This window comes from Sphingomonas sp. (assembly GCF_039594485.1).
Classification (GTDB): domain Bacteria; phylum Pseudomonadota; class Alphaproteobacteria; order Sphingomonadales; family Sphingomonadaceae; genus Sphingomonas.
Window position 1 is genome coordinate 14,927 of the sequence record NZ_JBCNNI010000008.1, and the last position, 21,070, is coordinate 35,996.

General features: G+C 68.5%; 20 protein-coding genes. 6 read left to right on the forward strand and 14 right to left on the reverse strand.

Features of this window, described 5'->3' with window-relative positions; translation table 11 throughout:
* Window position 1: 1 nt before the first annotated feature.
* From ABDV78_RS05110 to ABDV78_RS05120, 3 genes are all read right to left on the reverse strand, one after another.
* Window positions 2–736, reverse strand: a complete 735-nt coding sequence (locus tag ABDV78_RS05110; RefSeq protein WP_343526190.1) for a DUF4198 domain-containing protein — start codon at window positions 734–736, stop codon at window positions 2–4.
* Between the two features lie 186 nt (window positions 737–922).
* Window positions 923–2,248 carry an FAD-binding oxidoreductase gene (locus tag ABDV78_RS05115; RefSeq protein WP_343526191.1) on the reverse strand — a complete coding sequence of 442 codons (1,326 nt, stop codon included), beginning with the start codon at window positions 2,246–2,248 and terminating at the stop codon, window positions 923–925.
* 58 nt (window positions 2,249–2,306) lie between these two features.
* A complete protein-coding gene (locus tag ABDV78_RS05120; RefSeq protein WP_343526323.1) occupies window positions 2,307–3,704 on the reverse strand; it encodes an aldehyde dehydrogenase family protein in 1,398 nt (465 codons plus the stop codon).
* A 278-nt stretch (window positions 3,705–3,982) separates the two neighbouring features.
* On the opposite strand from ABDV78_RS05120, the gene copC reads away from it, so the two are divergent.
* On the forward strand, window positions 3,983–4,354 hold the full coding sequence (copC, locus tag ABDV78_RS05125) for a copper homeostasis periplasmic binding protein CopC (RefSeq protein ID WP_343526192.1): 372 nt from the start codon (window positions 3,983–3,985) through the stop codon (window positions 4,352–4,354).
* A 1-nt stretch (window position 4,355) separates the two neighbouring features.
* Window positions 4,356–5,276, forward strand: coding sequence for a copper homeostasis membrane protein CopD (gene copD / locus ABDV78_RS05130; RefSeq protein ID WP_343526193.1), 921 nt, complete (start codon window positions 4,356–4,358; stop codon window positions 5,274–5,276).
* Between the two features lie 55 nt (window positions 5,277–5,331).
* Here the strand turns inward: copD and ABDV78_RS05135 are convergent, their stop codons facing one another.
* Genes ABDV78_RS05135 through ABDV78_RS05155 form a run of 5 tightly spaced genes read right to left on the reverse strand, consistent with a single transcriptional unit; the run spans window position 5,332 to window position 12,641 of the window.
* Window positions 5,332–8,541: a CusA/CzcA family heavy metal efflux RND transporter gene (locus ABDV78_RS05135; RefSeq protein ID WP_343526194.1), complete on the reverse strand. Its 3,210-nt coding sequence runs from the start codon at window positions 8,539–8,541 to the stop codon at window positions 5,332–5,334.
* Window positions 8,538–9,698 (reverse strand): efflux RND transporter periplasmic adaptor subunit, encoded by a 1,161-nt coding sequence (locus ABDV78_RS05140; protein WP_343526195.1) that lies wholly within the window; start codon window positions 9,696–9,698, stop codon window positions 8,538–8,540. The genes ABDV78_RS05135 and ABDV78_RS05140 overlap by 4 nt, the downstream gene beginning before the upstream one ends.
* A complete protein-coding gene (locus ABDV78_RS05145) occupies window positions 9,695–10,954 on the reverse strand; it encodes a TolC family protein (protein WP_343526196.1) in 1,260 nt (419 codons plus the stop codon). The genes ABDV78_RS05140 and ABDV78_RS05145 overlap by 4 nt, the downstream gene beginning before the upstream one ends.
* 53 nt (window positions 10,955–11,007) lie before the next feature.
* Window positions 11,008–11,349 (reverse strand): hypothetical protein, encoded by a 342-nt coding sequence (locus ABDV78_RS05150; protein ID WP_343526197.1) that lies wholly within the window; start codon window positions 11,347–11,349, stop codon window positions 11,008–11,010.
* Window positions 11,350–11,390: 41 nt separating this feature from the next.
* Window positions 11,391–12,641 carry an MFS transporter gene (locus ABDV78_RS05155; protein ID WP_343526198.1) on the reverse strand — a complete coding sequence of 417 codons (1,251 nt, stop codon included), beginning with the start codon at window positions 12,639–12,641 and terminating at the stop codon, window positions 11,391–11,393.
* Between the two features lie 87 nt (window positions 12,642–12,728).
* Between ABDV78_RS05155 and ABDV78_RS05160 the strand changes: the two genes are divergently transcribed.
* A complete protein-coding gene (locus ABDV78_RS05160; protein WP_343526199.1) occupies window positions 12,729–12,998 on the forward strand; it encodes a metal-sensing transcriptional repressor in 270 nt (89 codons plus the stop codon).
* 10 nt (window positions 12,999–13,008) lie between these two features.
* On the opposite strand, the gene ABDV78_RS05165 is transcribed toward ABDV78_RS05160, so the two are convergent.
* Genes ABDV78_RS05165 through ABDV78_RS05185 form a run of 5 tightly spaced genes read right to left on the reverse strand, consistent with a single transcriptional unit; the run spans window position 13,009 to window position 15,857 of the window.
* Complete coding sequence (locus tag ABDV78_RS05165) at window positions 13,009–13,164, reverse strand: hypothetical protein (RefSeq protein ID WP_343526201.1); 156 nt, start codon at window positions 13,162–13,164, stop codon at window positions 13,009–13,011.
* A 17-nt stretch (window positions 13,165–13,181) separates the two neighbouring features.
* Entirely contained in the window at window positions 13,182–13,595 is a 414-nt protein-coding gene (locus tag ABDV78_RS05170) for a hypothetical protein (protein WP_343526202.1), read from the reverse strand.
* Between the two features lie 3 nt (window positions 13,596–13,598).
* Window positions 13,599–14,063 (reverse strand): hypothetical protein, encoded by a 465-nt coding sequence (locus ABDV78_RS05175; RefSeq protein WP_343526204.1) that lies wholly within the window; start codon window positions 14,061–14,063, stop codon window positions 13,599–13,601.
* Between the two features lie 10 nt (window positions 14,064–14,073).
* Window positions 14,074–14,703, reverse strand: coding sequence for a pyridoxamine 5'-phosphate oxidase family protein (locus tag ABDV78_RS05180; RefSeq protein ID WP_343526205.1), 630 nt, complete (start codon window positions 14,701–14,703; stop codon window positions 14,074–14,076).
* A complete protein-coding gene (locus tag ABDV78_RS05185; protein WP_343526206.1) occupies window positions 14,700–15,857 on the reverse strand; it encodes an MFS transporter in 1,158 nt (385 codons plus the stop codon). The genes ABDV78_RS05180 and ABDV78_RS05185 overlap by 4 nt, the downstream gene beginning before the upstream one ends.
* 287 nt (window positions 15,858–16,144) lie before the next feature.
* Between ABDV78_RS05185 and ABDV78_RS05190 the strand changes: the two genes are divergently transcribed.
* From ABDV78_RS05190 to ABDV78_RS05200, 3 genes are all read left to right on the forward strand, one after another.
* Entirely contained in the window at window positions 16,145–17,392 is a 1,248-nt protein-coding gene (locus ABDV78_RS05190) for a GTP-binding protein (RefSeq protein WP_343526207.1), read from the forward strand.
* Window positions 17,389–18,033 (forward strand): superoxide dismutase family protein, encoded by a 645-nt coding sequence (locus ABDV78_RS05195; RefSeq protein WP_343526208.1) that lies wholly within the window; start codon window positions 17,389–17,391, stop codon window positions 18,031–18,033. Before ABDV78_RS05190 ends, ABDV78_RS05195 begins: the two co-directional genes overlap by 4 nt.
* A gap of 93 nt (window positions 18,034–18,126) precedes the next feature.
* Entirely contained in the window at window positions 18,127–19,338 is a 1,212-nt protein-coding gene (locus ABDV78_RS05200; RefSeq protein WP_343526209.1) for a GTP-binding protein, read from the forward strand.
* Between the two features lie 16 nt (window positions 19,339–19,354).
* On the opposite strand, the gene ABDV78_RS05205 is transcribed toward ABDV78_RS05200, so the two are convergent.
* Window positions 19,355–20,941, reverse strand: coding sequence for a glycosyltransferase family 39 protein (locus ABDV78_RS05205; RefSeq protein WP_343526210.1), 1,587 nt, complete (start codon window positions 20,939–20,941; stop codon window positions 19,355–19,357).
* Between the last annotated feature and the right edge of the window lie 129 nt (window positions 20,942–21,070).

Sequence of the window (21,070 nt, forward strand, 5' to 3'; positions counted from 1 at the left end):
ATCATTCCGGCGCGTGCGCCAGCGTGTAGGCGAGGGTCGCGGTGTGCTCGATATGGTCATATTTCCTGGGGTCGTCGGTCGGCCCGTTATAGACCGCGCGGATCACGTTGAGCCCCTGGTTGCGGACCGGCATCGTCACCGTCCCGTCCGCCCCCGTCAGCACCTCCTTCGCATCGGGGTCGTTGACCATGTCATTGATCATGCGGACCCCGCCGACCGGCTTGCCATGGAACAGGACGCGGTATCGCAGCGGCTGTCCCAGCGTCGTCGGCAGCGGGCCGTCGGGCACGATCTGCAGGATCTGGGTCGGCAGCGCCGGGATCGGCTTGTCGAGCGGACCCTGGATCGAGACGGCATATTTCACCGTCTTCTCCGACAGGGTGGCGTCGGGCATCTCGTCCCGCCCCTTTTTCTCGAACTCGTCCTTGCCGCGTCGCGACCAGATTCCGTTCTGGAGAACGGCGGCGAGCAGCGTCGGCTGTTCGTCGGCATCGACCAGCACGATCGGTCCGGCGATGCGCAACTTGACCGGCACCGGCTTGTAGCCCGCGTTGAAGGCGCTGACGCTTTCGACCAGAGGCAGGCGCTTGACCATGTCGAGATCGTCGGCACCGATGCCATAGATCATCGCCGTCTGCCGCGCCCGCTGGGCGAACCAGATGCCATGCGCATCGACCGCGCTGGCGCCGAGCGCGAGGACCGCCGCGCCGATGAACAGGGATTTGAGATGCCGCATGCCATTTGCTCCTGATCCGTTCCGATGGAACCGAGCCTAGGGAGCGATGGCGAACTTAATGGCTCTTTTTCGTGTTCGTGCCGCTGTCCGGCATCGGCGGACGCGCCATCGACGGTATAAAATTCCGTGCCCGAAAACCGGCGCGGGCCCCGTGTCCGGCCCTGTACCGGGCCATGTGCCCGGACGTCAGAATTCGGCGACCTTGCCCCATGCCGACGCCTGGAAACGGCTGGGGTGATAAGGGCGCGGATCGACGATCGGCGTATCGCCGGTGACGATGTCGGCGATCAGATGCCCCGCCCCCGGCCCGATCCCGAAGCCATGCCCGCTGAAGCCCGCCGCCAGCACCAGACCGGGCAGCCCCTCGAACTCGCCGATCCCCGGCACGCCATCGGGCGTGCTGTCGACATACCCCGCCCAGGCGGCGGTGACGGGAATCCCACGCAGGGCGGGGACGAGTTCGGTCGCGCGCCGATGGGTCGCCGCGACCGCGCGCGGGTCGGCCGCCGGGTCGAGGATCCGCATCCGCTCCATCGGGGTCGGCCGGTCCAGCCGCCACCGCGTCAGCGTCTCATGCCCCGAGCGGATACCCTCGACCCCGCCGGGCAGCAGCTTGCGCCACCGGCGGAGGAACATGGGGAGGAATTGCGGCGAGAAGCGCAGGAACTGCGCCGTCGGATCGACCCGCCCGCGCCCGCTGATCGACAGGGTATAGCCGCCATCGCCGCGCCGGGTCATCGAGACATCGGCGGTATGCAGCGCCGGCGGCACGTCCGCCGCGCCGGGCGCGGTCGCCAGCGCGGTCTGGCGGACCGTCGCCTGCGGAAAGCGCAGCCCATATTGCCGACAGAAGGACGACGCCCATGCCCCCGCCGCCAGCACGGCGGTCTTGGTGCGGATCGTGCCCCGCTCGGTCACCACCGAGCACAGGCGACCACCCTGCGTCTCCAGACCGCGCACCGCGCAATCCTGCACCAGCACGCCGCCCAGCCGCGCAAAGGCTCGGGCCACGGCGGGGGCGGCGCGCGCGGGATCGGCGGTGCCATCGGTGGGCGAGAACACCCCGCCCTTCCAGCTACGGGTGGTCGCGCGACCATGATCGGCGGCCTGCGCGGCGGTCAGCATATGGGTCTCGACCCCGACGCCCCGCGCAAACTCGCCCCAGCGCGCCCAGCCCGCCAGTTCCTGTTCGTCGTTGCTGAGATAGAGGAGACCGCACCGCCGGAAACCCGTTTCCTCGCCCGTCTCCGCCGCGAAGGATTCCCACAGGTCGAGCGACCTGGTCGCCATCGGCAGCTCGCGCGCGTCGCGGTTCTGCTGGCGGCACCAGCCCCAGTTGCGGCTCGACTGTTCGGCACCGACCCGCCCCTTTTCGATCAGCGCGACCTTCAGACCGCGCCTGGCGAGATAATAGGCGGTGAAGACGCCGATGATCCCGGCGCCGATCACCACGACATCGGCCTCTGCCGGGATGTCCGCCGATGCCGTCACGGCGTCCAAGGGTGCAGGCATGTCAGTCAACTCCGACCAGGAAAGAGAAAATAGGGCGACCGGATGGAGATCATCGCGGTCAGTATCCCAGCACCGATTTGGTTTCGAGATATTCCTCGAACCCGTGCACGCCATATTCGCGGCCATTGCCCGATTGCTTGTAGCCGCCAAATGGTGCGTGCGGGGTCCAGGCGGGGCCGTTGATCAGCACCTGTCCGGCCCGGATGCGCGCCGCCGCGCGCCGCGCGCGGGCGATGTCGCCCGACTGGACATGCGCGCCCAGGCCATAGACCGTGTCATTGGCCAGCGCGATGCCCTCTTCCTCGTCGCGATAGGGCATGATGCACAGCACGGGTCCGAAAATCTCCTCGCGCGCGATCCGCATGTCGGCGGTGACGCCGGAGAAGATCGTCGGGCGCACGAAATAGCCCGTGTCCAGACCATCCGGCCGCCCGACGCCGCCGCACAGCAAGCGGGCGCCGTCCGCGATGCCCGCTTCGATCATCGCCTGGACCCGCGCGAACTGGGCGGCGTTGGCGATCGGCCCCATCGTCGTCGCCTCGTCCAGCGGATCGCCGACCTGCCAGGACCGCGCCGCCTCGACGGCCAGCGCCTCGACCTCGACCAGCCGGTCGGCGGGCACCAGCATCCGGGTCGGCGCGCTGCACGACTGGCCGACATTGCGCATCGCCGACAGGACACCCCGGGGCACGGCGGCGGCGAAATCGGCATCGTCGAGGAACAGGTTGGGCGACTTGCCGCCCAGTTCCTGCACGACGCGCTTGACGGTCACGGCGGCGGCCTGCGCCACCAGCACGCCCGCGCGGGTCGATCCGGTGATCGAGATCATGTCGACCTGGGGATGCGCCGACAACGCGGCGCCGACCACCTCGCCGGTGCCGTTCACCAGATTGAAGACGCCCGGCGGCACGCCCGCGTCCTGCATCACCTGCGCGAACAGCAGCGCGCTGAACGGCGACAATTCGCTGGGCTTCAAAACCATCGTGCAGCCCGCCGCGATCGCGGGGGCGACCTTCGCGGTGACCTGGTAGAGCGGCCAGTTCCACGGGGTGATGAGCGCACAGACGCCGATCGGCTCCTTGAGCACCGCGAACCCGGCCTCTTCGCGCACGAAGCGATAGTGGTCGAGCACGTCCACCTGCGCGCGGACATGCGCGACCGCGAGGGGCACGTGCGACGTGCGGGCAAAGCCGATCGCGGCCCCCATCTCGCGCGACAGCGCCTGGGCGAAGTCCTCGGCACGCGCCTCGATCAGGTCGGCGATCCGCACCAGCATCGCGCGCCGCGCCGCGACCGGCAAGGCGGCAAAGGCCGGGAAGGCACGCCGGGCCGCCGCCACGGCCCGATCGACGTCCGCCACCGTTCCCGCGGCGATGGTCCCGATCTGCGTCTCGGTCGACGGCTGGATGACAGAGATGCTCGCCCGGTCGGAAGGATTCGTCCAGGCCCCATCGATGTAAAAGCCGGTTGCGGTTTGTCCGGTCACTTCCATTCCCTTCGTCGGACCCTGTGCGTCGGCTGGGCGTCGGCTGGGCCGATCCCATGCCACCTTAGCGGTCGATCACGCTATCCAGTCGCCGAAATACACCGTTCGATACACCGATCATGCCGTTCGGCACCGGCAAAGGCGTAGAGGATGCCGATACACCCCGCACGGCGCGACCGCGCATGCCCGGTGAGGGATGACGCGAAACGCCGCGTAAGAGACGGGTCATTCCTGAGGAGTCCAGAGACATGCGTTCCATCCTGCTATCCGCCGCCGTCGCCCTGTCCGCTCTGGCCGCCCCGGCTTATGCGCATCCGAAGCTGCTGTCGGCTTCGCCGGCCGCCAACGCGACGGTCGCCGCGCCCGCCCGCATCACCCTGCGCTTCAGCGAGGCGCTGATCGCCAAATTCTCCGGCGCGGAGGTGGCCATGACCGGCCATGCGGGCATGGCGCACGGATCGATGCCGGTCGCGGCCACCAGCGCGGTCGACGCCGACGGGCGGACGCTGGTCCTGACGCCGAAGTCCGCCCTGATGCCGGGGCAGTACACCGTGACCTGGCATGTCGTGTCGAGCGATACGCACCGGATCACCGGCAGCGTCGCCTTCACGGTTCGATAAGGTGACGGCCGACTGGCCGCTGATCGCGGTCCGCTTTGCGCTGTACGGCACGTTGAGCGGGCTGTTCGGCCTGTCGGCCTTCGCACTGTCATCGCTGAACGACGGGGAACGCCGCAGCGTCCTTCCGCTGCGACCATGGCTGGTCGGCGGCGGGGTCGCTGCGGCGCTGTTGTCCTGCATCGCGCTGGCGCTGCTCGCGGCCGCGATGGTGGGGGCGCCCGCATGGCCGATCGATCGGGAGGCGATCGCGATGCTGCTGTCGGGATCGGCGACGGGGACGGCCTGGCTGGTGCGAATGATCGCGCTGATCCTGGCTTCGCTCGCCGCGATGATGGTGCCGCGCCGCCGGTTCGCCGTGCACGGGGTGATGCTCGGCAGTGGCGTCGCGCTCGCCACGCTGGCCTGGACGGGGCATGGCGCGATGGATGAAGGCGGCCGGGGATGGGTGCATCTGGGCGCCGACATCCTCCATCTGCTCGCGGCGGGCGGATGGATGGGCGCGCTTATCGGCCTGGGCCTGCTCGTCGCGCGATCGGGGAACCGGGTCGATTCCACCCATGTCGCGCTCACCCATCGCGCCTTGCATGGTTTCGCATCGATGGGAACGGTGCTGGTCGGCACGATCCTGGCGACCGGCATCATCAACGGCGCGATGCTGATCGGCATCGGCGGCCTGGGCGCCGTGCCGGTGACGCTCTATGGCCAGCTTCTGCTCGCCAAGCTGGCGCTGTTCGGCGCGATGCTGGGTCTGGCGGCGCTCAATCGCTTCCGCCTGACGCCCGCGCTGCCGGACGCGACCGAGCCTCGCATCGCGCTTCATGCGCTGCGCCGCAGCCTCGCCATCGAAACCGCCTGCGCCATCGCGATCCTGGCGCTGGTCGCCTGGCTGGGGACGCTGGAGCCGCCGACCGGCGGCATCTAAATCCGATCGCCATGCCGGAGCCCGTCCGGCATGGCGAAGGATCATCATGTCGCTGTCAGCGGCTCATCGCATTCCCCCGCAGGCGCGCCACCCATGCGGTGATCGCGGGCAGCACCAGCAGGGTCAGCACCGTCGAGGTGACAAGGCCGCCGATGACGACGGTGGCGAGCGGGCGCTGCACCTCCGCGCCCGTGCCGGTCGCAAGCGCCATCGGCACGAAGCCCAGCGACGCCACCAGCGCGGTCATCAGCACCGGCCGCACGCGCTCCATCGCGCCATCGGCGATCGCGCGGTCCTCATCCGCCCCGTCGCTCCGATGCTTGGCGATCGCGCTCATCATCACCAGCCCGTTCAGCACCGCGACGCCCGACAGCGCGATGAACCCGACCGCGGCGGTGATCGAGAAGGGGATACCGCGCAGGACGAGCGCGAACACGCCCCCCGCCAGCGCCATCGGCACCGCCGAGAAGACGATCAGCGCCCGCACGAACCCGCCCAGCGCCAGATAGAGCAGGGCATAGATCGCGACGAAGCAGATCGGCACCACGATGGCGAGGCGCAGCCGCGCGGAGCGCAGGCTCTGAAAGGTGCCGCCCCAATCGGTGTACATGCCGGTCGGCAGCGGCATCGCCGCGATCCGGGCCTGCGCATCGGCGACGAAGCCGCCCAGGTCGCGCCCACGCACATTGACCTGCACCGTCACCATCCGCTTGCCATTCTCGCGGCTGATCTGGTTCAGCCCCTCCGTATAGCGGAACCGGGCGACCTCGCGCAGCGGGATGGCACGCGCCGCCTGCCCCTCCGCCGCCGGGAGCATGACCGGGATCGCGCCCAGCGTGTCGAGATCGTCGCGCTGCACGTCGGGCAGGCGCACGACGATGTCGAACCGGCGATCGCCCTCGAACACCAGACCGGCCGCGCGACCGCTCAGCGCCGTCGACACGGTGTCCGCCACCTGCTGCACCGACAGGCCATAGCGCGCCGCCGCCTGCCGATCGATCTGTACGTCGAAGGTCGGTGCGCCGGACGTCTGCTCGACGCTGACGTCACCGGCCCCCGCTATGGTGCGCACCGCATCGGCGATCTTGCGGGCCTGGACGTTCATGGCCTCCAGATCGTCGCCATAGAGCTTGATCGCGACATCGGCGCGGACGCCCGCGATCAGTTCGTTGAAGCGCATCTGGATCGGCTGCTGGATTTCCGTGCGGTTGCCGATGATCGGCTTCATCTTCTCCTCGATCCGGCGGATGATGTCCGCCTTGCTCCGCACCTCGGCGGGCCACTCGCTCTCCGGCTTGGGGATGACATAGGTGTCCGAGGCGTTGGGCGGCATCGGGTCGGTGCCCAGATCGGCATTGCCGTTCTTGGAGAAGACCAGCGCCACCTCGGGCAGGGTCTTCAGCGCGTTCTCCAGATGCATCTGCATCTGGGTCGACTGGTCGATCGATGCCGAAGGGACGCGGAAGTTGGTGACGGTGATGTCCTTCTCGTCGAGCTGCGGCATGAACTCCTCACCGAGAAAGCCGAAGCAGAACACCGCCGCCGCGAACACGCCCGCGCCGCCCAGGATGAAGGGCAGCGGCCGGGCGATCGCCCTTGCCAGCACGGGCGCATAGCGCGCCTTGAACCAGCGGATCGGCCGGACCTCCGTCTCGCTGACCCGCCCCGTGATGAGGATCGCGATCATCGCGGGCACGAAGGTCAGCGACAGGACGAAGGCGCAGGCCAGGGCGATCATCAGCGTGATCGCCATCGGTGCGAAGGTCTTGCCCTCGACGCCCTGAAAGCTGAGCAGCGGCACGAAGACCAGGAAGATGATGAGCTGGCCGTAAACGGTCGGCCGGATCATCTCCCGCGCGGATGCGGCCGTGGTTCCCAGGCGCTCCGCCCGCGTGAGCAGCCGCCCTTCCTCCTGCTGTCGCTCGGCCAGGTGACGCAGCGCATTCTCGACGATGATGACGGCCCCGTCGACGATCAGGCCGAAGTCGAGCGCGCCCAGGCTCATCAGATTGCCCGACACGCCCAGCCCGTTCATCCCCGCCGCGGTCATCAGCATCGTGATCGGGATGACCATCGCGGTGATCAGCGCGGCCCGGACGTTGCCGAGCAGCAGGAACAGGATGACGATGACCAGCAGTGCGCCTTCGGTCAGGTTCTTCTCGACCGTGGCGATGGTCGCGTTGACCAGCTTGGACCGATTATAGACCGGCTCGGCGAACACGTCGGGCGGCAGGCTCTTGTTGATCTGCACCAGCTTGTCCGCGACCGCGGTGGACACCACGCGGCTGTTGTCGCCGACCTGCATCAGCACGGTCGAGATGACCGCCTCCGACCCCATGCGGCTGCCCGATCCGGTGCGGACCGCGCCGCCGATGACGACCTCGCCGACATCCCGGACGCGCACCGGCACGCCCGCGCGGGTGGCGACCACCGCGTCGCGGATATCGTCGATCGACTTCAATCGCGCATCCGCCCGGACCAGGAAGCTCTCGCCCGCCCGCCGGACATAGTTGGACCCCGCCGACAGGTTCGCCCGCATCATCGCATCGGCCAGGTCGGTGATCGACAGGCCATAGGAGGCCAGTGCGTTCAGATTCGGTTCGATCAGATATTGTTTGACGTAACCGCCATTGGAATCGACGCCCGCGACGCCCTTCACCGTCCGCATCTGCGGCCGGATGATCCAGTCCTGCACCGTGCGCAGATAGGCGGCCTTGGCCAGTTCGGTGGTCAGCCTTTCGCCCTCGGGGGTGAGATAGCTGCCGTCGCTCTGCCAGCCCGGCTTGCCATCGGCATGCTCGGTGCCGCCCTTGCCGTCGGGATGGCGATAGGCGATCGAGTAGAAGAAGATCTCGCCCAGCCCGGTGCTGAGCGGGCCGAGATTGGGCTGGACACCGGCGGGCAGGCTGTCCTTCGCCTGCGCCAGACGCTCGGTGACCTGCTGGCGCGCGAAATAGATGTCGGTGGCGTCGGTGAAGACCGCCGTCACCTGGCTGAACCCGTTGCGCGACAGCGAGCGCGTCATCTCCAGGCCGGGGATACCGGCAAGCGCCGTCTCGACCGGGAAGGTGACCTGCTTCTCGATATCGACCGGGCCGAGCGTGGGGACGAAGGCGCTGATCTGCACCTGGCGATTGGTGACGTCGGGCACGGCGTCGATCGGCAATCGGGTGATCTGCCACGCGCCGAAGCCGATGACGACCAGGGTCAGGAACGCGACCAGCCAGCGGTAGCGGACCGACGTCTGGAGGATATGGCCGATCATTCGTCGCCCCCCTCGTTCTTCTCGAGTTCGGCCTTGATGAGGAAGGCGTTGGTGGTGGCGATCGGCGTGCCGGCGGCCAGGCCATCGGCGATCGCCGCCATGCCGCCCGAACGGCTGGCGACGCGCACCGTGCGGGCCTGGAACCCCCGCGCGGTGCGAACGAACACCACGCTCCGCTCGCCCAGCGTCTGCACCGCATCCTGCGGCACCAGGACACCTTGCCGGGTGGCGCCGCCACTGGCCGCGATGCGCGCCTGGACAAGCTGGCCGGGCGCAAGCGTGCTGCCGCCTGCGCTGGGCGTGATGACGATGGTCGCGGTGCGCGACTGCGGATCAACGACGCCGGTTGCCGCGCGGACACGGCCCTCGATCGAGCGGCCATCGCTGGTCGTCAGTTCCACCCGGTCGCCCGCACGCACCCGCGGCGCATCGGCCGGGGGGACGTTGGCGGTGATCTGGAGCCGGTGGGGATCGGCAACACGAAACAGCTCGGTTTCCGCCGCGACGAACTGGCCAAGATTGGCGAGCGCGCTGGTGACGCGCCCCGAAATGGGGCTGACGATCGCGACGGAACGCCCATCGGCGGTGACGCGGGCGGCCCCGGCCGCCGCACTGGCGCGCCGGGCATCGGCCTGGGCGACCGCCAGATTCGCTTCAGCGGTTTCGAAATCGGCGCGGGGGCTCACCCCTTGCGCGAACAGGCCGCGTTCGCGGGCGAGCTGCCTGGCGGCGAGCGACACCCTGGCGGACGCGGAGGCACGGTCCGCCGCGATCTGCGAGGCATCGCGGCTCTCGACCAGCGCCAGCGTCTGGCCGGCGCGGACGGGATCGCCGATCCGCACCATGATCCGGCTGACGGTGCCCGGCGCGCGTGCGGTCAGGACCGCCTCGGCATCGGGTGCCGCCTCGACCGTGGCGGAGGCGAGGATCGCCGCGTCCAGTTCGCCCGAGCCAGCCGGTGCGACGGTGATCTGCGACATGGCGATGGCCTGGGGGCTGATCGCGAGCGCGTCGGTGGGCCCCTCGGGGGCCGGGGCCTGGGTCGATACGGGGGCCGGAGCGGGCGCCTGGGTCAGGCGCGCGGCACCATAGCCGATCCCGGCTGCGGCGAGGAGGCCGATGGCGGCCCCGGCATAGAGGCGATTCTTGTCGGTCATTGAACCGGTTCTCCGGTGATGGTGACGCCCTGCAGGCGGGCGAGATTGGCGCGGGCGTCCAGGCGGGCGGCATCGGCATCGAGAATGACGCCGCGCGCGACCCCCAGATTGTGGCGGACCGCCAGAAGCTCGATCAGCGGCGACTTGCCCGCCTGATAGGCGATGCGCGCGAGGCGATAGCCCTCCTCGGCGGTCTCCATCGTGCGCCGGGCGGCCTCGGCCCGGCGGTCGGCCGCCTCGACCAGCGCCAGCGCGGCACGGCTCCCGGCCTCGGCATCCAGCCGGGCGATCGCCGCGCGCGCCGCCGCGCCTTGCAGCTCGGCCCTGGCCGCGGCGATATTGCCACGATTGCGATCGAACAGGGGCAGCGGGATCCCCACCCCCGCGACGATCGCCGGGCCGCTCGCGACGCGGAGCTGGCGCACGCCGACGATCGCGGTGACGTTGGGAATGGCAAGGCGCTGCTGGGCCGTGACCGTCCTGGCGGCGGCCTCCCGCTCGGCCTCGGCGACTTTCACGGTGGTCGCCTGAAGGGGATCGACCGGCCCCGACAGCGGCCTGGCGTTCATCCGGTCGAGCAACGACTCCGAAACGCCGGTAAAGGATACCGACGACCCCACCAGCGCCGACAGGCGCGCCAGCGCGGCGACCTTCTGCGCCTTGGCCGTCTCGAGATCAGCCTCCAGCGTGCTCAATTCGGTTTCCGCCTGGAGCTGTCGCAGCCGCGCCTCCTTGCCCGCGCCGACCAGCGCGCGCGCCGCCTTCAGGTCGTCGGTGGCTTCCTCGACCTCGTCCTCGGCCAGGCCGATGCGACGATCGGCGATCTCGGCCGCCGCATAGGCGCGCGCCAGTTCGGTGGCGTAAAGGAGCCGGCCGTCGCGATTGCGGGCCTGCGCCGCGACGATCCCCGCGTCGCCCGCCGCGATCCGGGCAGAGCGCTTGCCCCCCAGTTCGATCGGCCAATCGATCTGGGCGGTGATCTGCTGCTGATCGCGCGCGTTGCGGATCAGGTCGCCGTTGAAATTCTCGGCATAGACGTTGACGACGGGATTGGGGCGCGCCCGTGCCTGTTCGGCGAGGCCCTGCGCGCGCGCCACATCCGCATCGAGCACGGCCATGCGGGACGCGGTCCGCGCCTGTTCGAGAAGCTGTGCAAAGGGGGGCGCACTCTGCGCCCACGCCTGGCCCGCCGGGCACAGCCCTGCGAGCAGGCCGGTCAGCGCAACCATGCGCTGCCGGCAGGAATTGCCGTTCATGATCCTGTTTCCTCCGGGAGGTGAGCCTGTCGGCGCTGCGCGCCGCGGACCGCTCAGCCGCGTGGAGGGCGCAACAGCTCGGAAGGATCGATACCGGCCCGAAGATCGTAAAGCGCGATCGGCCAGACCCGGTTCACCAGCGCGAATCGCATGGGCGTGGCGGAGGGGCCGGCCAGCGCGATCCACTGCCCCATCGCATGGGCCAGGACATGGATCGGGCCGTCGGGATCGGCCTGCTGGGACGAGCCATGGACATGCTCGACCGATGCGACATGCACGGGATCGTCGTCATGGACGACCGCACTGTGCCAACCGGACAGCGCGACGAGGCCGAGCATGGCGACAAGCGCCAGCACAGCACCGAGCAATGTGGATCGGGTCTGACACAGGGACATCGGCCTTACGCTACGCGGCCCATGCCCCTGCGGCAAGACGGTCACTTGCTCGCCCATGCCGGTTGGCGGCGATCGATCGCGTCCGAATCATCGGCGGGCCACAGGCGGAGCGCCGCCACGAGGCCGATCGCGGCGAGGGCCGCCATGCCGGCAAAGGCGGCGGCCATGCCGATGCGCGCCCCAAGCTGCCCGACGAGCGGATAGCAGATCAGCCAGCAGACATGGCTCAGGGCGAACTGCGCCGCGAACAGCGCCGGTCGATCCTCGGCCTGTGCCGAGCGCCGCAACAGCCTGCCGGAGGGGGTGACGTTCGACGAATAGGCGATTCCCATCACCAGCCACCCGAAGAGAAGGACATGCCAATAGGCCGGCCCCGGCGCCATCACCGACGAGGCTACCGCAAGTGCGGCAAGCGCCAGCGTCAGCACCAGTGCGCCGACGATCATCACGGTGCGATCCGCCACGCGATCGAGGACGCGGGGAAGCGTCAGCGCCGCGAGGATCGAACCGCCTCCGAATGCGCCGAGCGTCAGGGCGACATCGCGCTGGGTCAGTCCCATGCCGCGCACGATGACGACCGTGTTGACGATGACCATCGCGCTCGCGGCCGCCGCGCTCAGCGTCAGCGCAAGCAGCCCGCGAAGCCGGGGCGTCTTGAGGTAGATCCTCGTGCCGCGCGTCGTCTTGCCATAGATGCCCGCCTGCCCCTCCGCGCTCGGTGTCGGACGCGGCAAAATCGTCGAGACGACGAGCAGCGCGGAGGCGACGAAGCCGATCGCGGTTCCCGAGAAGAGCCAATGATAGCTCATCAGGGTCAGCAACCCGGCCGCGAGGATCGGGCTGGTCAAACTCTCCATGTCATAGGCGAGGCGCGAGAGGGACAGCGCGCGCGTATAGTCGCGCTCATCGGGCAGCACGTCGGGAATCGTCGCCTGGAAGGTCGGCGTGAACGCCGCCGAGGCCGACTGGAGGACGAAGATCAGGACATAGACCTGCCAGATCTGGTTCACGAAGGGCAGGCAGACGGCGACGGCGGCGCGGATCCCGTCCATGCCGACCAGCAGCGCGCGGCGCGGCACCCGGTTCGCGAACGCACCGGCGATCGGCGCGACGCCGATATAGGCGATCATCTTGATGGCCAGCGCGGTTCCCAGCACCGCCCCGGCATCGCCCCCCGCCATGTCATAGGCGAGCAGCCCCAGGGCGACCGTCGCCAGCCCCGTCCCGATCAACGCGATGACCTGGGCAAGGAACAGGTGACGATAGGTGCGGTTGGCGAGAACCGAGAACATATCGCCTCTTATCCCCCCGGGGGGTTCTCGTCCATCCCCCCCAGGGGGATACTCGACAGCGACGGGTCGGTCGCCTACATCCTGGGCATGTCCCACGGTCCCCATGCCAACCACCCCGCGATCGTCAAACGGCTCAACCGGGCGGCTGGCCATCTGCGCAGCATCGTCGACATGATCGGCGAGGAACGCCCCTGCGTGGACATCGCGCAACAGCTTCAGGCGGTCGAGAATGCAATCGCCAGCGCCAAGCGTGCGCTGATCAACGACCATATCGACCATTGCCTCGTACACGCCGAGGAAGGCGAAGGGACAAGGCGTGCCGTCGAGCAGTTCCGCGCGATTTCCAAATATTGGTGAGTGCCGGCCTTCACCCCGGCAGGCTCAACTGACCCAGCAGCCAGTCGTCCAGCATCCGGGCACGCAGCGCATGGTCGAGACCCCGTTCACGACGCATGTCCCCGACGACCGGATGGTTCGGAACATGGGGAGGTACGGGGGCAAAAGGTCGGGGATCGTGTTTCATATCACCTCGCTCGACGGTCAGGTACGCAGTCGCAGTGCGGAACCGAATCGCGTGGCCGCACCGGCCAGTTGGGCGGCCATGTCGTCATCGACGAGCGAGGCCGCGATGCGGATCAGGCGCGGGCTTTCCGTCCGTGCCGCCGCGAACAGGGTGAGGATCCTCGCCTCGTCGTCGCTCACCTTGCAGTAGCAAAGGGGCGCGAACCGCATCGTGCCATAGCCATGCCGGTCGACAAGGGTCATGGCGCAGAGGAAGGCGAACAGCGCGTCATCGACCTGACGCGCGGCAAAGCCGCCGCGCAGCGACGCATGCGCGCAGCGACCGGAACGGGCCGCGGAAACCCAGGTCCTGACCGCGGACAGGGTGAAGACGTCGTCCTGCAGCAGTTCGACCACCGGACGATCGAAATAGTCGTAAGGGCCGGGCATCATCGGTCAGCTCGCGACAGGCTGGACGAACGAAGGACGGCTCCACGCGGCCATCCCGTCTTGTGCCCGCGATGGAATGACATCGCCGCATAGCCGACGAACGCTGAGCACGGCCGACGCCAGAGCGCCGGGCAGTCCGGGAGGAATGTCGGCCATGGCGGTCCCGGGAACGATCGCCACCGGATTTTCGAGGAGGCGCAGGATCGTGCGTTCGTCATCGCTCAGGCGGCGTGCGTCGCGCGTTTCGGCCACCAGATGCCGCTTCAGCACCGCCTCGGTCAACTGGAAGACGCTGCTCAGCGCGACGGTGCCCGTCGGCCGCAGGCACAGGCTCTGGCCAAAGGCGACGAGGCGCGACAGCCTTGCGCCGCCGACGCCCTTGCCGCGCATCGCGCAATAGTGCCGGAGCAATCGGATCACGGCCGATCGACCATGGCCGGCAGGTGCGATCACGCGTTCGATGCGCGCCATTGCCGTTCTCCTAATAAAGATTTTTCTTCGCATCGTGGTTGAGGGCCATGTCGATCAGCTTGGCGGGCAGCCGCAGCCGGAACTGGTCGCGCGCGATCTGCCCCAGCGTCGGAAAGACGCCCTTGGCCAGCCGCTTTTCGGGATTCCACAGATCGGAGCGACGCAACGCCTTCGAGCAGTGGAAATACACCTCGCGCGTTTCGATCACGATCACGCTGCGCGGCAGCTTGCCGTCGTGGCGGAAGCGCTCCATCAGGTCGGCCTGCGCGGTGATCGAGGCGATGCCGTTGACGCGCAGCATGTCCTCCACCCCCGGCAGGAAGAACAGCAGGCCCACCGCAGGATGGTGGACAATGTTCGTCAGCGTATCCAGGCGGTTGTTGCCCGGCCGGTCTGGAAGGGCAAGATGATGGTCGTCGAGGATATGGACGAACCCCGGCTCGCCCCCGCGCGGCGAGACATCGGCCAATCCGTCGGGCCGGGACGATCCGATGCACAGAAAGGGAGAAAGCGCGATATAGCGCCGACTATGCGGGTCGAGGTGAGGGAAGCATTTGTCGCGCACGGCCTTGGCCGGTTCGGCATAGATGGTGCGCAGATCGGCTTCATCCGTCATGGGGCCGGTCATGGGGTCGGTCATGCGGTGAAGCTCGTCATGATGGGGGACCGGCGCATGGTGCCGATCATGGCCGTCGCGAACGTGATCGCGATCAGCGCGAAGGGCGCGCGGGGGTCGATGGCATAGACGGCGGTGCCGAGGAGCGGGCCGATCACCACCGCCATGCCCTGCGCGGCGGAGACGGTGCCGGCCGCCGCGCCCTGTTCTTCGGCCGGGACGACACTCGTCGCCAGCGCGGTGACCGATGGGAAGACCCAGCCCATGCCGAAGGCGGCGATCGCATATCCCAGGCAAAGCTGCACGGCGGATGCCGCCAGTCCCGCTCCCGCGAAACCGGCCGCCCCCACCAGCATGCCGATCCCCATCAGGCGCGACGTCGGCCAGTCGAGCCGTCGCATCACGAGCTGCGCCACGATCAATGCGATCCCGACACAGGCCAGCGCCATACCGGCGATGCGGGCGCCGTCCGTGGGCGACAGCATGAGGCGATCGATCGCATAGAAGCCCACGATGACCTGCGCGATCGTGACGCCGCACATGGACAGGAACGCGGTGACCATGGCGTGACGGAGTCGGGGATCGAGCAGGCCCAGCGTCGATTGCCCGGACGGGGCATGACGTTCATGGGCCGGCAATACGCGCCACAAGATGAGCCATCCGATCATCGGCAGGACAGCGACCAGAAGCAAGGGCGGCACCAGCCCGCCCTCGACGAGCAACCCGACCGACGCCGGCCCGATCACGATGCCGAGCGCCCCTGCCGCCCCCAGCGTCGCCATGGCTTTCGGGCGTTGCGCGATGGGAACATGATCCGCCACCAGCGCCGCGCTGGTGGCGGGCACGGCGGCATAGAAGACCCCTGCCAGCCCACGCGTCACCAACAGCCCGGCAAAGACGATGACGGGGGACAGCGCCTTCACCACGGCGACATGCACGAACACGCCCAGCGCCAGATAGGAGACGGCGAACCCCGCGACACCGATCAGAATGACCGGCCGCCGCCCATGGCGGTCGCTCAGCCGCCCCCATATCCGCGCCGTCAGCATCCAGGCGACGCCGGCCAGGGTCACGACGATACCCATCTGCCACGGGACCATGCCGGTGATCCGCGCGATCGGCCCGGCCAGGCTCGCAAAGGTCATCATCGCCATCGAGCATGTGAAGGTCTCGAACATCAGAGGCGTCAGGCTGAAGGCGGATGGCCTTGAAAGTCCGTACATAGCAAGCGCCCCATCATTGAGAACGACTCTCAATATCATTTAAACCAGCCGCTGCCAACTGCCTGATGCTCATCATGCGACCTGGGCGAAGGATTAGGGGACCGGACCCCGGACAGCCGGGGCAAAGCCGTCCGCCCCGGCTTGCGCGACCTGCGCATGTCACCGGACCCTAGCCACCCTCTTTGACTTCCTCGTCCAATGCGGAGTAATGATACACTGTATCATGATTCGTAGGTCTCCGAATGGACAATGTTTTTTCGATCGTCGACACCGGCCCGTCGCGCCTGCCGGTCACCGTGCTCTCGGGCTTTCTGGGGGCGGGGAAGACCACGCTGCTCAATCACATTCTCGCCAATCGTGAAGGGCGGCGCGTGGCGGTCATCGTCAACGACATGTCCGAGGTGAATATCGACGCCGATCTGGTGCGGGGTGGCGATGCCGCGCTGTCCCGCAGCGAGGAGACTCTGGTCGAGATGACCAATGGCTGCATCTGCTGCACGCTGCGCGACGACCTGTTGCAGGAGGTGCGCACGCTCGCGCAGGCCGGGCGGTTCGATTATCTGGTGATCGAAAGCACCGGCATTTCGGAACCGCTGCCGGTCGCCTCCACCTTCTCCTTTCGCGACGAGGCGGGCGTGTCACTGGGCGATGTCGCGCGGCTCGATACGATGGTGACGGTGGTCGACGCCATCAACCTGCTCAAGGATTATTCGAGCCAGGATTTCCTGGCCGATCGCGGCGAGTCGATGGGCGAGGATGACACGCGCAGCCTGGTCGGCCTGCTGGTCGAGCAGATCGAGTTCGCCGATGTGGTGGTGGTCAACAAGGCGTCCTCGGTGTCCCCCGAGCAGCTTGCAGTCGTGAAGAAGCTGGTCGCCAGCCTCAATGCCGATGCGCGCATCATCGCCTGCGACCACGCGAAGGTGCCGCTCGACGCCATTCTCGATACCGGCCTGTTCGACGAGGAGAAGGCGGCGCGGCACCCGCTCTGGGCGAAGGAATTGTACGGCTATGCCAGCCATGTTCCCGAAACCGAGGAATATGGGATCGAGAGCTTCGTCTACCGCGCGCGGGCACCGTTCGATCCGGCGAAGTTCCACGCCTTCCTGACCGATGGCGGGCTGGACCATGTCGTGCGCGCCAAGGGGCATTTCTGGCTGGCGACCCGGCCCGACTGGGTCGGCGAGCTGGCGGTGGCGGGCGCGCAGACGATGAGCGCGCGGCTGGGCCGCTGGTGGGCGAGCATCCCGAAGAACCAATGGCCCGACGATGACCGTTTCGAACGCTTCGTTTCAGGCCATTGGGACGCGATCTGGGGCGACCGGCGGCAGGAGCTGGTGTTCATCGGCATCGATATGGACGAGGCGCATATCCGCGCCCGGCTCGATGCCTGCCTCTTGCCGGTCGCGGCCTTTACGCCGGATCTGTGGCGGGGCCTGCGCGATCCCTTCCCGGCATGGGGCGAACGGATGCTGGAAATGGCCGAATGACCATGGCGATGCCGGCCCCGGGTGCCGCCGTCCCGCGCGTCCACCCCGGCACCCCTGCGATCCTGGGATCGGGCGACATGCGCGCGATCCCGCCTTCCTCGCTGATGGAGTTTCCCATGCGTAAAATGCGTATTGGCTTGATGTCCTTTACCCTGGCGCTGACGCTGGCGGCCCCGATTCAGGCCGCCGAACCGGAGGCGAGCCCGCTCCTCGGCGCCGGCGCGACGCGGCACGGCACCGTCAGCGTGCGGGACACCCCCTCGGGCGTGCTGCTGCGGATCGAGGCGACCGGCCTGCCGCCCGGCTGGCATGGCATTCATTTCCACGAGAAGGGCGACTGTTCCGACGCCGCGTTCACATCGGCGGGCGGCCATGTCCATGCGACCAAACCGATCGTGCACGGCTTCCTCGTCCCGGGCGCGAATGACGCGGGCGACCTGCCGAACCTGTTCGTTCAGGCGGATGGCAGCGCCACCGTCGAGCTTCATTCGACGCTGGTTTCCCTGACCGGCACAGGGGGGCGTCCCGCCCTGAAGGATGCCGATGGCGCCGCCCTCGTCATTCATGCCAATCCAGACGATTACCAAACCCAGCCCATCGGCGGCGCCGGTGCGCGCATCGCCTGCGCCGTCCTTCGATGAAGGGGTCATTCGTGAAGGAATCCCGGACCATGGGCGCTCGACACCGTGTCGACCAGTTCTTCGGCGCGGTCAGCCGGCAGGGATGGATCGCCCATGGCTGACGACCAGCGGCGCCTGTTCTCCGGCCCGGAGGCGCTGATCCCGGTTTCGGTGCTGACCGGCTTTCTCGGCAGCGGCAAGACCACCTTGCTCAACCAGCTCGTGCGTGCGCCGCAGATGAGCCGGGCGCTCGTCATCATCAACGAATTCGGCGCGGTCAGCCTGGACCATGATCTCATCGCACGATCGCATGACGATCTGGTGGTGGAGATGATCGGCGGGTGCCTGTGCTGCACGATCCGGGGCGACCTGGCGCGCACGTTGCGCGACGCACCCTGGCGGTTCGCGCGCGACGGCCTGTGCTGGTTCGACCGGGTGGTGATCGAGACGACGGGCCTCGCCGACCCCGCGCCGATCCTCCACACGTTGATGACCGACGATCGCCTGCGCACCCTCTACCGGCTCGACGGCGTGATCGCGACGGTCGATGCCGTCAACGGGATGGCCACGCTCGACGCGCAGGAAGAGGCGATCAAGCAGGCCGCCGTCGCCGACCGCATCCTCGTGACCAAGACCGACCTCGCGTCGCCGGAGGATCGGCAGGCGCTGACCGAACGGCTGCGAACGCTGAACCCCTCCGCACCGCTGATCGTCGCGGTCAACGGCGCGGTATCACCCGACAGGCTGTTCGATGCCGGTCTCTACAATCCCGAGACGAAGAGCAACGATGTCCGGCGCTGGCTGAACGCCGAAGCCTATGAAGCCCCCCATCATCATGGTCACGACCATCATGAACAGCATGGGCATCATGAACAGGACGGGCATCATGGCCATCATCACGGTCATGACCATGGCGGCCATCATCACCATCACGACGTGAACCGGCACGACGACCGCATCCGCGCAACCTGCCTGACCTTCGACGAGCCGTTGAAGGCGCACGCCTTCGAGCGCTGGCTCGACGTCCTCACCATGTTCAAGGGCCCCGACATCCTCCGCATCAAGGGCATCGTCCATCTGGAGGACGAGCCGAAGCCGGTGGTGATCCACGGCGTGCAGCACATCTTCCACCCGCCGGTGCTGCTGGATGAGTGGCCATCCGACGACCGCCGCACGCGGCTGGTCTTCATCACCCGCGATATCGACGCGGAGGAACTGCGCGGGACGCTCGCCCTGATGACGATCGGGCTCGACACATTCGGGCTGCAAGGCCTGGTCAGCGACGTGCCCCCCTCCGGCCTGCTCGACGCGGTGGAACCGGCATAAGGCCCTTCGACCGCGGCTAGCGGGTCATCGCGTCCAGATTGGCCGATCCGCCGCCCTGCGCCAAAAGCTCGGGATGCGGCGTCACGCCGCCCCTGTGGGTGGCGATGACGACCTCGCCCTCGCCTTTTGCGAAGGGGCGTCGCCGGACCTGATACGCGCCGCCCTCCACCGCGCGGGTGAGGATCGCGCTGTGCGGATAGGCGTCGCGCATCCGGTCGCGCACGATCACCGCGCCCGACACGCCGATCCGGGCCAGGATCGCCGCCGCCTCGCCCGGCGTGCGGGCGATCAGGTGATAGCCGCGCCCCATGAAGTCGCTGCCCGACAGCCATTGCGACGCCCGCGCCGTCCACAGCGCGCGGCGGCCGCGATCCTGCCAGGCCGCTTCGGCGATGATCGCCCCCTCGCCGCCCGCGCGACCATCGACCATCCAGATGCCCGGCACGGCGCGCATGACGGCGACGACGGCGGGTGCGTCCATGTCGCGCTTGGGCTCGGCCCGGACCAGCGCGGCCACCGGCAGCACCAGCGCCGCCACCCCGGCAAGGACCGCGATCCCCCGCGCAGCCCGCGTCCCGGATCGCCAGATCAGGACGATCGCCAGCGCGACCAGCATCACCGTCCAGGGGATCAGCGGAAGGATATAGCGCGGGTCGAGCGCGGCGGGCACGATCGACTGGAGGGTCAGCGTCGCCACGATGACCGCGATCGCCAGCCGGACCACCGGCCGCGCCCGCTCGTCACGCCAGCCCGCCACCGCGCCGATCGCCATCAGCGGCAACGCGATCCATCCCAGGTCGCCGATCAGCGCCCCGACATTGGTCGACAGGGCCAGCCAGGCATAATCGAGCCCCGGCGCATAGTTGAATCCCCCCGCCGAGATGCGGAACGAGACATAATACCAGGGCGCGACCACGAGCAGCACCGCCACCCCGACCACCCATAGCCGAAGATCGCGCAACAGGGCCCATCGCCGCGCGAGCAGGATCTCGATCGCCGGGACCAGCGCGATCAGCGCGCCATTGCCCTTCACCAGCGGCGCGAACGCGGCCAGCATACCGAACAGCGCGAACCGCCACCAGCCAGGTTCTTCCACCGCCCGCAACCAGGCGATCGCGCCCAGCCCCACGACCAGCGCCACCGGCTGGTCGAGCAGGAAGGACTGCGCACTGCCGACCACCAGCGGCAAGGTCTGCATGGCGACCGCCGCGGCCAGCCCCATGCGCGGCGCGCCCGCCCGGTTCAGCGCCCACAACACCAGCACCGCGGGCAATCCCGCGACGAAGGCACTCCACAGCGCCGCCGCGAACGGCGATGGCCAGAGCAATGCGAAGCCGGGCGCCAGCACCGCATACCAGCCCGGCGGCCAATGCCCGATCGAGAGCTTGGGATAATGGGCATAGAAATCGCGCGCGAACGGCATGGGATCGGGCAGCCCGGCGCAAAGCCAGTCGGCGATGAACAGCGTGTTGACGTAATGCGCCGATTCGTCCGGTCCCAGGAAACTGCGGGTGATCCCCCCGGTCGCCCAGGCCAGCGCCAGCGACACCAGCCCCAGCATTACCGCCGCCCAGACCATATGGCCGCGTCGAACCATGCGCATCCTATCCCCCCGTCACCGGACATGCGATAAAGCGGTCGTAGGCGGGGATATAGGGGAATCGTCCTTGTGACGAGACGTCCGGTCCCCTCGTCATCGTCGCGGCCACAAGGCGCGCCAGGCGATACAGGG